This window comes from Bacillus sp. BR3(2024) (genome assembly GCF_039134555.1).
GTDB classification, from domain to species: Bacteria; Bacillota; Bacilli; order Bacillales; family Bacillaceae_G; genus Bacillus_A; species Bacillus_A cereus.
The window spans coordinates 1,909,761-1,924,159 of sequence record NZ_CP152433.1; the positions used below are offsets into that span (position 1 = coordinate 1,909,761).

Genomic DNA, 14,399 nt, shown 5'->3' on the forward strand with positions numbered 1-14,399 from the left:
TGCAACCATACGTTGTATGGCTAAATTACTTTAAAACTAGAGTAAGATACGAAGTCTTTCATTAGATAGACTCGCAGTCGCAGGAGTGATAAGTAGTGAAAAAGTTCAAATGGAGCATCTTGTTGTTTATTATTTTAGCTCTTGTACTATCGACAGGGGTCTCCTATTTAGCATTAAATCAAAATGTTAAGAAAGCTAATGAGAATACTACACCAAAAATGACAGTTGCGTTGGTAAATGAAGATCAGGGCACTGTATTTGAGGGCAATAAAATAGCGTTTGGAGATCAATTTGTTAAAAATGTAAATAAAAATACGAAACAAGAATGGTACGTAGTTAGTCGCGGGGTAGCGGAAAATGGATTGAAAAATAATAATTACAATATGATGATTGTTATTCCAAATGATTTTTCTAGGAAGGCAGTTGCGATTGATTCAGAGATTCCAGAGAAATTAACGTTAAACTACAAAGTAAATGCAACTGGGAATAAGGATTTGAAAGCTGAGGCAGAAAATACAGCTTCTGTTATTTTAGAAGATTTCAATAAGCAAATAATCGACGTTTATTTTGCGAGTATTATCGGTAAGTTACAAGGTGCACAAGATAATATAGGTAAAATAATTGAAAAAGGAAACGTTCAAACAACTATGTATAAAAAAGATATACATAGTCCGTTAGCAAATTACACAAATCAATTTAAAACAGTACAGGATTATACAGGTGTTTCTGTTAATAGTTTCAAAGGATTTCAGGATGTTTTAAAAGGTTTCGGTCAAGCGTTAGATGAAGGGAATAAATCTAACAGTACGTATTTAGATGGTTTTAATAACTTTCAAAAAATGCAAACTGATAACAATTTGTTAGCGAATAATTACACAAATCAATTCAATCAATATATGAATGATATGAATACAGGCGATGCTTTAAAGCAATTAAGTGCATTGGAATCCGCTAATAAAATTATTTCAAATCAATTTACGTTTTCAGAGAAAGAACCGAATATTTTAACTGATGCTGCAGCGATTCAAAAATATTTAGCAGATGTAAAAAAACAAGTATCTGAATATGATACAGAACTTGCAGGAAAGTTAGAAAGTGATATTCAAGAGACGGTAATTAAGAAGTTAAAGCAATCTATGTCGAATGATGGAAAGCAAGAAATCTTCATAAATACATTAATGAAACAACCAGATGCTCGAATAAAGAAACAAATCGAGAATTTAATTGCGAAATTACCTAGTTTAAACATGGAAGAAATCGGTCAAAGTGATTTGCCAGATACAACGAAATTACAACTGCAAAATGTAATTCAATTTACAAAAAAATATAATAAAGAAAATAATTTTTATTATGATCCTGTAAATAAAATATCTTTAGGAAACGCAATTAAAGAAGTAAAGGATAGACTTTATACAGAGGGAATTACATTTAGTGATACTGCTAAAGTAATTAAAATGGAATCTCCGCAAATTTTGAAGATAAAGATTCCAGAAGAATTTAAACTAGATGGGAGTACAGGATTCTTACATATTGATGATGTGGATCGTACAAGTGATTTTCTTCAAAGCGAAGCAGGAGAAATTACAATAGCTCCTCGTAATGAAGGGGATATAAAGATTGATCTGCATGTGAAGTTAAAAGATCCAAACATCAATATAGATGTTTTCTCTCCTGTAATGTGGCAGTGGGAATTGAGCGGGACTCATAAAAAAGAAACTAGTCCTGAAAAAGAAAAACCTAACAAAGAAGATAAAGGAACACAAACGGAAAATAGCAAAGTGGAAAATGTGGTTCATAAATCACAGTATGGCATAATGCCGTTAGTACACAATGCTAAAACGCCTATTATTCAAAAAACAGAACAGAGTAATAATGGTGACAGTGTCAAGCCTGATGCAGGAGGAAAACCTGATACGGGAGGAAATCCAGACACAGGAGGAAAACCTGATACGGGAGGAAATCCAGACACAGGAGGAAAACCTGATACAGGAGGAAAACCTGATACAGGAGGAAAACCTGATACGGGAGGAAAACCTGATACAGGAGGAAAACCTGATACGGGAGGAAAACCTGATACAGGAGGAAAACCTGATACAGGAGGAAATCCAGACACAGGAGGGAAACCTGATACAGGAGGAAATCCAGACACAGGAGGGAAACCTGATACAGGAGGAAATCCAGACACAGGAGGGAAACCTGATACAGGAGGAAATCCAGACACAGGAGGGAAACCTGATACAGGAGGAAATCCAGACACGGGAGGAAACCCTGATACAGGAGAGAAACCTGATACAGGAGAAAAACCTGATACAGGAGAGAAGCCAGACACTGGGACAGATAACGGTAGCAATTCAAAAATTATTGAAAGTACAACGAATCAAGTTATACATCAAAAAACAGAAAAAATAACAGATATTACTTCCAGTGTATTAATAAAAGAAGCAGTAGATACAGTCGAAAGTTATCAAGGTTTAATGAGCCTTTACGAAATGTATTATGGGATTGATTTAAGAACGAAAGATGTAGGTCCTAAGTTAGAAGAGGGAAGTTTAGATGCAATTGCGACGGATCAGTCTTTGTACTACGTATTAAATAAACAAAGTTTAATTGATTTAATTTCAAATCTTGTTTCATCAAGTATTACTACAGAAATAAAGCAAGATATGTCAGGTTTAAAACAAAAAATAAACTCTTATCAACAATCTATTACTAGTGCGGATCAAAATTCTATGCTACTAGCGGAGAAATTAAATGGAACGACGCAACAAGCAACTAGTATGAATGAAAATTTAGGAGAGTATGTAAAAGGTTTAGCGAAATGGCGTGAGAATAGCTTAAAGCTAGCTGAAGAGCAGCAAGTATTAACAACAAATCATGCTGGTGAGCAAACAGCTATTTTATCGTTAGATTCTGGTATTAAATCATTAATGATGCAAAGTCAGTCATTGGTCGAAAGTTCGAAGCATAGTTTAGCAACTTCAGACGATGTATATAAAACATTTGATCAAATCAATGGACAAGCAAAAGAAATTCAAGACAGCGGAACGACAATTGTTTCAAAAGCTGATTTATTACTAAACGACTTTACGAAGAAAATGGAAGATGATAAATCATTCTCCAAAAACTTTACGAAAATTTTAGCGAATAGTCGTATTGGAGATCGTCAAAATGAAATGCTATATGACTTTTTAGCTAGTCCAGTTCAAAAGCAAAATGATGGAGTAATTGTAGCAGGTAATGCTTTTACACCATACTTAATTGTATTAACTTGTTTCATTGTTGCATTATTTACAGCATACGCAATTGCGAATCAAGAAAAGAAACGAATGCAATCAGATCATTTTGAAGAGAAATTCTCATTAATTGATATGAATGTACCAACTACAGTAGTAGCTTTCGGTATATCAATTGTGGAAGGGATTAGTATAGGTATCATTTCTGGGCGTCTTTTAAAGTTCGGTCAGGATCAAAGTTTACTATGGATTGCGTTCATCACATTTATTATGATGGCGTTTGTATTGGTCTCAACCTACTTATTACGACAAATAAAAATGGTAGGTATGTTTATACTATTAGTATTTTTAAGCATGTACCTATTTTTAACTGAGGCAGTTGGAAGTAAAGTAGATCAAATGTCCTCTGTCGGAAAGATACGTCAATTCTCACCGCTTCAGTATATAGAAAGTTTTCTAAATGATTTTATTAGTGGTAAAGATACTGGGAAAGTTATTTTTGTCGTATTGTTTGTAATTGCCATTATTGGATTGGTTAGTAATCTATTTGTATGGCATAAGAAATGGGAGGAAAAAGAAGTAAATGATCAAACAATGGAGCATAGTGGCTAAGTTATCATTTCTCTCTATCCTTTTACTGTTTGTCGCGCTACCGATAAGGAGCGCGGCTGACAGTTATCTTGGTGATGATGGGAAGATTAAGTTTAAAGTGGATCGACTTGAAGAAAGCGACCAAGAAAAAAATAAAAAGGAACATAAGGAAACAGAATTAGATAAAGCATCGATTGAGTTATTTAACAAAGATATAGAAGAAGAAATTGAGAAAAAGAAAAAGAAAGAACAAAAAGATATGGAAGCTTTGCGAGATTCTCTTTTTATAAAACAAAAAGAGAATAATAGTGTTAAAGATACGAAAAATAGTTTGTTTAGCAGTGAATACATTGTCAGAAAAAGTGCAGATGAAGTAGCAAGTAATGAAACAATGAATGAAGAGCCAATTAGTATAACAATAATATTATTATTTGGCGGTGGCATTCTACTTATTTGCATCGGTATTTATACGGTTCTTCGTAAAAGTTGGAGGTAAAGCGATGGCAATACAAACACATATCAATGTGACAGTAGATTTTAGTAAATGGAATGGAAATACATATGATTTGCGTATTCCGAATCATCAATCTATTAAATATTTATTAAAAAACTTATTAGATACGCTAAAGATTGATAATCATGAAGGTTCACATTTTGTGATTAAAGTGAAAAATAAGTCAATTGTTTTAACAGATAATGATCGTTTAATTGATCACCAAATAACAGATGGAGATATTTTGCAAGTTTTATAAAGAATATTTTTTACTTTTAGTTATTTGAAAATAAGTTATTACGGGTTATAAAGAAAAGGAGAAGAGGATAAACATGGCGGAAAAAATAATTCAAATTGATGCAATGAACTATCAATTTCAAATAGAAAAAGAAAATTGGAAATTGGAGATGACCAAATCTCAAACACGTATAAAAGACTTCCGTCAATTCGATATAATTACGGGCGTATCATCTGAATTTGTACCATTAACAATAGAAGAAACGGATGATATGTTTACGTTTCTATATCAAGTAGATAAAAAATTATATAAGTGGGACGATCTTAGCCGTTTTAGAAGAAATGAGAAATTAAGACTACTTCGGAATGTTGCGCAGTTTCGTAAATATTTAAATAAACGAATCACGTTCTTTTTACATCCAGACAATATAGTTTTTAATGCTAATTTAATACCAAGTATTATACATAGAGGAATTCGAGATATTGTTCCACCAACCCCATTATTAGAAGAGCAGTTTTTAACACAATATAAGTGTCTAATTATTGCTTTATTCTCCCAAAAACATAACTTTGATGATTTGTATGCTGGGTTACTAAAAGATGCAAAAGAAACAACATTTGAACAGACCGTTGCTCAAATGGAAAGCTTAGATGCATTACTGCAGTTTCTTGATGACAGCTTTGAGAAGGAACAAACAAAAACAGAAAAAAATATGCAGTTAGTACCTAAAAAAAGCTATAAATCATTTAAATACTTAGCTTTTTCCTTCATAGCGGCGACAGTTATTTTAGCTGCTCCTTTAATATATTTCACTTTTATAAAATTTCCTTATCAAAATAAATTGTTAGAAGCAAATGCAAGTTTCATAGCAACTGATTATGACAAAGTCATTACGCAATTGAATGAGGAGGAGTTTGAATCATTACCGATTGCATCTAAATATGAGTTAGCATTTGCATACATTACAGCTGAAAAACTAGGTGAAGCTCAAAAGAAATCTATTATGAAAAACATTAGTTTGAAAAGTGATGAAAAGTATTTGCTGTATTGGATGTATAACGGAAAAGGTAATTTTGATAAATCATTAGATTTAGCTAAGACACTTGATGATCCTCAGCTTATTATGTACGGCCTTGTTAAACAAATTGAATCACTGAAAAATAATCCAGATTTATCAGGGGAAGAACGTGATCAAAAGTTAAAAACATATGAGCAACAATTAGATGAATATAAAAAGAAATATGGCAATTCATCAAGCGATAAAAATTTGTCGGACACAGAGAAAAAAGAGTAAGCACTTGATGAGACAGTTGAAAAGGAGCAGTGAACACGGATGGAGCAACTATTAGTATTGACTTATGGAGACAAAATATATAAGTGCACATTACATCCAAATGAGCAATCAATAGTGTCGATTGGAAAAGAGTGGACAAATGATATTACGAATCCAAGTTTAGAACAAGAAGTAGAGTTAAAGTGGAATAATGAAGTAAATGCTTGGATGGTACAGAATCAATTAATAGAATTTAATAAGGAAATTGAGATTGGGAAAACAAGAGATGTGAGCTTGAAAATCTTTATATCTATTGTTGGCACAACTAGAGTGTTTGATATCGGAACGAAACATTCTCTTACAGTGAGTCAAAACGATTACGATGATATTTCTATTACCGGGACTAGTGTAGATTTAATGCTATCTCGCGAAACGTTGTACGATTCTTTTAAAGTGAACGTGTATGGCGGGGATGTATTTCATAATTATACGAAGTTAAAAGATAGCGTTATATTAGAATCAGGAGACGTATTATATTTTGATGGTATTTTATTGGAGATTGGTAGTGAAGACATTCAAGTACTTTCTTCAGAAGATAAAGTGAAATCTGCGTTACCTATTTTAGTAGAATCAGAAACAAATTATCAAAGTGGTTATCCAGACTATCATCGTTCACCACGTATTATTTACCGTGAACCAGAAGAGAAAATGACAATTGCAAAGCCTTCAAGTATGCCATCAAAACCAACGGAGCATTTAGCAAGAATCATTGCACCTTCACTTGTCATGATTGTCGTAACCGTATTACTTGCTATTTTCATGAAATATGGAATGTTTATTATCGCATCGATTGCGATGACATTAGTAACAATCATTGTTTCTGTCACATCGTATATAAAAAATTTAAAGCAATATAAAGTCGATATTGTTGAACGAGATAAAAGCTATAGAGAGTATATAAAACAAAAAACGAAAGATTTACATGCAGAAAGTGAAAAACAGCGTCACGCATTACATTATCACAATCCAAATGTAGAAGTAATACGTAATATGGCAGTTCAAGTAAATCCTCGAATTTATGAAAAAACAATGTTACATCATGATTTCTTAACATTTAGCGTTGGAACAGGACAAGCTAATACGAGTTTTGAAATTCAATTTAATGAAGAAGAATTTAGTCAAACGAAAGATGAATTAATTGATATAGCACGTGAACTAAGACAGCGTTATCTATCGTTGGAAGATGTACCAGTTGTAACAGATTTAATGAATGGACCAGTCGGTTATATTGGTCAACGCTCTTTAGTGTTAGAGCAATTACAATTATTAGTTGCACAAACGGCTTTATTCCATAGTTATTATGACTTGCAGTTTATTACTATTTTTCCGGAAGAAGAAAAAGAAAAATGGGATTGGATGCGCTGGTTACCTCATGGAAGTGTTCGCGATATAAATGTACGTGGATTTGTATACCATGATCGTAGCCGTGATCAAGTGTTAAATAGTTTGTATCAAATATTGAAAGAACGAAAATTAAAACTAGATGAAAAAAGTTCTACTAATGAAAAAATGTACTTTGCACCGCACTATGTCGTTCTCATTACAGATGAAAAACTAATATTAGACCATGTTGTTATGGAATTCTTTAATGATGACCCGAGTCAATTAGGTGTATCGCTTGTATTTGTACAAGATGTTATGCAAAGTTTACCGGAGCATGTGAAAACGGTAATAGATATAAGAGATGCAAAACAAGGGAACATCATCTTAGAGCAAGGAGAACTTGTTAACCGTCAATTTAAGCTAAATCATGTGCCAAAAGGATTCAATTTAGAAGATATTTCACGGGCATTAGCACCATTAAATCATTTGCAAAACTTAAAAAATAGTATTCCAGAAAGCGTAACATTTTTAGAAATGTACGGCGTTGAAAAAGTAAAAGAACTGAATATCACAAGTCGTTGGGAGAAAAATGCAGCGCATAAATCTTTAGCTGTACCACTTGGATTACGTGGGAAAGAAGATATCGTAAACTTAAACTTACACGAAAAAGCACACGGACCACACGGATTAATAGCAGGTACAACAGGTTCAGGTAAATCGGAAATTATACAATCGTATATATTATCTCTAGCAGTCAATTTCCACCCGTACGAAGTAGCCTTTTTACTAATTGACTATAAAGGCGGCGGAATGGCGAATTTATTCAAAAACTTACCGCATTTATTAGGAACAATTACGAACTTAGATGGAGCGCAAAGTATGAGAGCGCTCGCATCAATTAAAGCTGAATTACAGAAAAGACAACGATTATTTGGTGAAAATGATGTAAACCATATTAATCAGTATCAAAAACTGTATAAAGAAGGCTTAGTAAGTGAGCCGATGCCGCATCTATTTTTAATTAGTGATGAATTCGCGGAATTGAAGTCAGAACAACCAGAATTTATGAAAGAGTTAGTTTCAACAGCGCGTATCGGTCGTTCACTCGGGATCCATTTAATATTAGCTACGCAAAAACCGAGTGGTGTTGTAGATGATCAAATTTGGAGTAACTCGAAATTCAAACTAGCATTAAAAGTTCAAAATACGTCAGATAGTAATGAAATCTTAAAAACGCCAGATGCTGCTGAAATTACATTACCAGGACGTGCTTACTTACAAGTTGGGAATAATGAAATTTATGAACTATTCCAATCAGCTTGGAGCGGAGCAGACTATGTAGAAAATAAAGAGGATAAAGAACATTTAGATGCAACAATCTATGCAATAAATGATCTAGGACAATATGAAATATTAAGTGAAGATTTAAGTGGACTTGGTAGCAGTAAAGAAGTAATAAGCGTACCATCTGAACTGGATGCTGTTATTGACTACATTCACGATTACGCAGAAATAAATGAAATTGAAGCGTTAGCTAGACCGTGGTTACCACCACTTCCAGAAAGCGTATATTTACAAGACTTACATGCAATTCAGTTCAAAGAAGCATGGACGAAAGAAAAGAAACCATTACAAGCAACAATTGGTCTACTAGATCAGCCTGAATTACAATCACAAACACCATTAACATTAGATATTAGTAAAGACGGACACGTAGCGGTCTTCTCAAGCCCAGGCTACGGAAAATCAACATTCTTACAATCAGTCATTATGGATGTAGCTCGTCAGCATAGTCCGGAGCATTTGCATGTGTATTTAGTGGACCTTGGAACAAATGGTCTTCTACCTTTGAAAGGATTACCTCATGTAGCGGATACGATTACGATTGATGAATCTGAAAAATGTTTAAAGTTTGTTGAAAGATTAACTCAAGAAATGAAAAATCGTAAACGATTATTAAGTGAATATGACGTTGCAAATATTGAAATGTATGAAAAGGCAAGCGGGAAAGAAATACCACATATTATTATTGCAATCGACAATTATGATGCAGTAAAAGAAGCGAAGTTCTATGAAAGCTTTGAAATGCTAATTATGCAAATTGTCCGAGATGGTGCAAGTTTAGGAATTCATACCTTAATTAGTGCAGGGCGACAAAATGCACTTAGAATTCAATTGTACAATAATATTAAAATCCAAACTTGCCTATATATGATTGATCAAAGTGAAGTAGCTAGTATTGTAGGGAGATCTGATATAAAAGTGGAAGAAACAGCAGGAAGAGCGTTAATAAAACTAGAATCTCCTACATTATTCCAGGTTGCATTACCTACGAAAGCAGAAGATGAATTACAGCAAATTCAATTATTACAACAAGAAGCAAATGATATGGATCGAGAATGGGATGGAGAACGTCCGAAGGCAATTCCAATGATGCCAGAAGTGATTGATATTGCTACTTATCGTAAAAATAAAGACGTTACAAAAGCTCTACAAGCAGCAAGAATTCCAATGGGGCTTGATTTTGCAAACGTAGAAGTTGTAGCTCATGATATTGCAGTGAATGATCATTTAATGATTTATAGTGTAGATGATAGTATGAGAAAACAAATTGTATCTAGCATCCTATCTCAATTGAATAAAGATTATTTTGAAAGTGTGACGTTGGTGGATACAGCAGAGTATAGTTTCGTTCAATATAAAGACGATGTGACGCACTACATTGTAGACGAAAATGAAATCAATATGCATGCGAAGTATTGGATGGAAGTAATTCGTGAACGAGCTTTTGAATTAGCACAAGCAAGACAAGAAGGTAGAGAAATTCCTGCATTCACAAAACAACTCATTATCATGACAAATGTTGAAGAGTTTAGTAAATTTGTTTATTTAGAAATGGAGGATGCAGCGACTTTAATTGATTTATCTCGTACAGTAGGTATTTACTTTGTATTAGCAGGTCACCACGACTACATGGACCGAAATCGTGAAGCTCTACCTATGAAAATGAGAAGTAAACTAACAGCAGCAATTATCGCAATGCCATTAAATGATCAAAGTATCTTCAATATAAAATATATAAGCAACGAAGCACCATTAGGTAAAGATGAAGTGTATTACTATCAAAAAGGGAACATAATGAAACTAAAAATGCCTAGAGTAACTAACGAGGTGACAGTATGAAATTAAAAAAGAAAGCTAAGGTGATGATAGTCGTGTCAATAGTGGCAAGTTTATTAAGTGGATGTGGTTTTGGAGAAAAGCAAATAGATTATAAGCCATTTGTCAAAGCTTTGGATGAAGGTGACATGAGAAAGGTTATGTCTGCGAGTGATGATGGGTATGCGTATGTGAAGGAACGGGTTATTGATTTTACGACAGAAAAAAATGGTGATGACAGAATTCATAATACACTATATCAAACTACTGAAGGTATATATAATTTGAAAGAAAAATTGTTATATGGAATAACGTCTCAAAAAATAACAAGTAAAACAAAAGATATAAAGGATAGGCATAAGGATATTAATTATAAAGAAGAAGAAAAATATAATACCAACTTTATGTATAAAAACGGAAAACTTCAAGGTTCGGATTCAAATTTAGATATTTCTCCTGTGAAATTGATATTTAATAGATTACAAGGTGTAGGGAATTTAAAACTGAAAGCAGATGGTAATAGAAAAAAATTTAATGAACCAAATTCAGTTGGATTTACTTTAACAGAAGCACAATTTCAAGAAATAATTAATGATAAATTAAAATTGCAATATAATAAATTTGAAAATGCATCAATTGTACTTAACTTTAACGATTCAATAGACAATGAAAAACACCCAATGCAAATAACAGAATTAACAATTTCAATTGACTATGAGAAGAAAAATGATGAAGGTAAAATGTTAACGCATAGTCAACAAATATATGTTTATTTTAGTAGTAAAAAAGATAACAATCAGGAAGCTAAGAAAGAGTTTGTAAATTATGAAAAACAATATAAAAATAAGTAATTAAATGGGAAGGTGAAGTGGTTTGACGAAAGGTGTGGAAAAGACAGAAAATTATAGATTGAGTTCGGATTGGGGGAAATTGAAACTAGCAGGAGAAGATATATATAGTTTCAATAACAGCGAAGAGCCATATAATAAAACAGGAGAAAACGGCAGGGAATTAAACATAAATACTTTAGAAGAAAAATTTGGTGCAACACTTATAGAAGTTGAAGTGGATAAAGATACAGGATTTGCAGCTTATGCCTTTAAGGATAATAAAACAGGAGAAGTTGTTATTTCGTATGTTGGAACGGAAGCTGGAAAAGACAATAATAGTGATGTAGTAGTGGATGCGGAGATAGGTGGTCATAATTTAACCAATGCAAATAAATTAGTGTTTAATGATTGGGAACATGAGTTAGAAGTAAAACAATATGATCAAGGAGAGGCATTTTACGAAAAAGTGAAACAATATGCTGATGGTAAAACCATTAGTATAACAGGACATTCTTTGGGCGGAGGTATTGCAAATACAGTAGCATTAAGGCATCAAGAAGACGATATTGATGTTTTGGCGCTAAATCCAGCACCAGTTTTAAATCGAGATGTAGATAAGTTTGGTAATGGCTTTGATATGAAAAATGTTCGGAATATCATTAATCAGAATGATCCACTACATATTGGGATAAAGGCAGCAGACTTCACACTTCCGGGAAGAATGTATAAAATTCCGAATCAAGCTGGTCACTCATATGCTTTTACAGTGAAGGATTATGATGAGAATGGACATCTAATATGGATTGATAAACTAGCAAGTGATAATGATACAGGGTGGGATATTATTCCGGGGATTCTGGAGCTTTCCCAATCTACTGGTGCAATATATACAGGAACTATAAATGACGTATTTCATAGAAAAGTTTCTATCCAGGAAGAAAAAATAGCTGGAAATGCAATTAATTTGATACTAAGCGTAACGCCAATTTCTACTATTTTAGGTGGGATATTATGGTACTCGGACGTTATGCAAGGTAGCAAGGAGCTTGAAAAGCTAAAAGATATAGTTCAAGAAGGTTTTTCAAGATTAAATACAAAGTATGAAAGGCTAAAATCCCAAATTACAGCAGAAGAAATTCAATTTAGCCTAATGGCTACAGTTGAAATAAAAGGAGCGGTAGATATCGCTGTAGAATGGATTGAAACAACTTTAGCGAAATGTAAGGAAAAAGTTTTAGAAGTATTAGAGTCTGTATTTAATACTGCTATAAATTTTTTAGCTGGAAGTGTTGTAGTATATTTAGCTACAAGTGAAATTTTAGATATTGCAAAAGAAGTTGCAGCTTCTTACGTGCAAGATTTACTAGATTTGTTTAAAGGAGATTTTGTAGTTGATACAAATGTAGCTACAATTGTATCTGAACATATATTAAGTCATCGTCACTCATTGTTAAATCTCTTTATGAATGATAACAGTAGGGGGATAAACCGTTCTTTATTAGGTGAAATTGCTAAAGATGTGAAGGAGTTATCGAAAGATTTAAAACAATTAAATGACGATGTTTCAGAAGCGGTATTTTCTATGTTTGCAAAAGACGAAGAATTAGGAGCAGTTTCATATTATTAAAACTCCAAGTTTATAAATTTAAAAGAGAGGGGTATGAAGGTGGATTTACATACGATAATGTCAAGAGTTCATAGTACATTTCCAGCTAGTGGTGGACGAGAACAAATTATAAACGTTGTAGTGCAATTGGAAAAAGCAGCTACATCTTTAACGGGAGATATTAGAAGGTTAGAGAGTAGTATTGATAGTACATTACAAGGAAAAACACGTGAGGCATTTATTGATCGTATCCGTCAATTAGAGAAAAAAAGACAAAAAATAGAAGAGAAAATTAGCGTACTAAAAGGGACAGTGAATTAATATGAAAGACTATATGGATAAAGTATTACCTTTAGGCAGTGTTGTAAGATTGGGTCTTAAAGAAGAGGAAGATGTGGAGTATGTAATCACTACGAGAGGTTTATTACTTGATGAAAACACATTCTATGATTATGGTGGAGTGTTGCATCCAGTGGGTTTAACCGAAGAGACGTATAAATTATTTAACCACACGGATATTGCAGAGGTTAAATTTGAAGGGTATCGAAATAAAATTGAAGGTCAATTCGCAGCTAAGTTTAAAATGTGGCGGAATGAGTTTGTTGAAAAAGTAATTGAAAAAAATAAAAAGCAACAACAAGCACAAGAGTTAGAAATAAAGGGAAAAAAATAAATTTAAAAGGAAATAAGCTTTCCTCTTCCAAAATGGAAAGAGGAAAGCTTATTTTGATTGAATAAGGGTGTCAGTATGAAGTTAAAGAAGAAAGCTAAGATGATAATAGTTCTGTCAATAGTAGCAAATTTATTAAGTGGATGTGGTTTTGGGGAGACGAAGATAGAGTATGAGAGATTAGTAAAGGCATTGGATGAAGGTGATATGAAGACGGTTATGTCTGCGAGTGATGAAGGGTATGCGTATGTGAAAGAAGAGGTTAGGGATAGTACTTTTATTGAGGATAATAATAAGCAAATAGGAGTAGTTTATCAAACAACGCAAGGTATTTATAGCATTAAAGATAATATTCTTTTTGGTGAGACACAAAAGAAAGTCAATACTCCAGTTGAGGATGAAAAACATAGTGACAACCCACAATATAAAGAAGAATTTGTATTCAAGTCAGATATAAGATACGAAAATGGACAGCTAGAAGCTTCAAATCGAGGGAAAGATATGTCTAATATAAAATTAATGCTCAATAGAGTGCAAGGAATAAATGAATTGAAACCAAATGTGAATAAAAAAAGCTTCAGCCAACCAACTACGATAAGCTATAATTTATCAGAAACTCAATTTAAAGAGATATTTAATGGGAATTTAGAATTAGAGTATGAGAAGTTTAGTTATGCAACACTACTAATTGAATTTAATTCTGCTAAGGATACAAAGGAAAATCCGATGAAAATAACAGAGATAACAATTTCGATAGGCTATAAACAAAGAAATGAAGAAAATAATATGATTGGGCATGATCAAGAAATAACAACATATTTACGTAATAAAGAAGAAAATAATCGGAAATCAAAAAAGGATTACTTACAATATGAAAAGAAATTTAAAGAAAGCCATTAATATATATAGAAGGTGAAATGTCA

General features: G+C 32.9%; 10 protein-coding genes. All 10 read left to right on the top strand.

The window, feature by feature from the left end; all coding sequences use genetic code 11:
- Positions 1-95: 95 nt before the first annotated feature.
- Positions 96-3,845: a type VII secretion protein EsaA gene (esaA, locus tag V7S45_RS09950; protein ID WP_342761762.1), complete on the top strand. Its 3,750-nt coding sequence runs from the start codon at positions 96-98 to the stop codon at positions 3,843-3,845.
- Positions 3,817-4,320 (top strand): type VII secretion protein EssA, encoded by a 504-nt coding sequence (gene essA / locus V7S45_RS09955; RefSeq protein WP_000595653.1) that lies wholly within the window; start codon positions 3,817-3,819, stop codon positions 4,318-4,320. The genes esaA and essA overlap by 29 nt, the downstream gene beginning before the upstream one ends.
- Before the next feature lie 4 nt (positions 4,321-4,324).
- A complete protein-coding gene (locus tag V7S45_RS09960; protein ID WP_001007571.1) occupies positions 4,325-4,576 on the top strand; it encodes an EsaB/YukD family protein in 252 nt (83 codons plus the stop codon).
- 73 nt (positions 4,577-4,649) lie between these two features.
- On the top strand, positions 4,650-5,849 hold the full coding sequence (gene essB, locus V7S45_RS09965) for a type VII secretion protein EssB (RefSeq protein ID WP_025687484.1): 1,200 nt from the start codon (positions 4,650-4,652) through the stop codon (positions 5,847-5,849).
- A 39-nt stretch (positions 5,850-5,888) separates the two neighbouring features.
- Entirely contained in the window at positions 5,889-10,394 is a 4,506-nt protein-coding gene (gene essC / locus V7S45_RS09970; protein ID WP_025687483.1) for a type VII secretion protein EssC, read from the top strand.
- A complete protein-coding gene (locus tag V7S45_RS09975) occupies positions 10,391-11,221 on the top strand; it encodes a DUF3952 domain-containing protein (protein WP_000768472.1) in 831 nt (276 codons plus the stop codon). The genes essC and V7S45_RS09975 overlap by 4 nt, the downstream gene beginning before the upstream one ends.
- 22 nt (positions 11,222-11,243) lie before the next feature.
- Complete coding sequence (locus V7S45_RS09980) at positions 11,244-12,827, top strand: lipase (protein WP_342761763.1); 1,584 nt, start codon at positions 11,244-11,246, stop codon at positions 12,825-12,827.
- A 39-nt stretch (positions 12,828-12,866) separates the two neighbouring features.
- Entirely contained in the window at positions 12,867-13,127 is a 261-nt protein-coding gene (locus V7S45_RS09985) for a hypothetical protein (RefSeq protein ID WP_025687481.1), read from the top strand.
- A 1-nt stretch (position 13,128) separates the two neighbouring features.
- A complete protein-coding gene (locus V7S45_RS09990) occupies positions 13,129-13,479 on the top strand; it encodes a DUF4176 domain-containing protein (RefSeq protein WP_000656383.1) in 351 nt (116 codons plus the stop codon).
- A gap of 75 nt (positions 13,480-13,554) precedes the next feature.
- A complete protein-coding gene (locus tag V7S45_RS09995) occupies positions 13,555-14,376 on the top strand; it encodes a DUF3952 domain-containing protein (RefSeq protein WP_157797741.1) in 822 nt (273 codons plus the stop codon).
- The last annotated feature ends 23 nt before the right edge of the window (positions 14,377-14,399 follow it).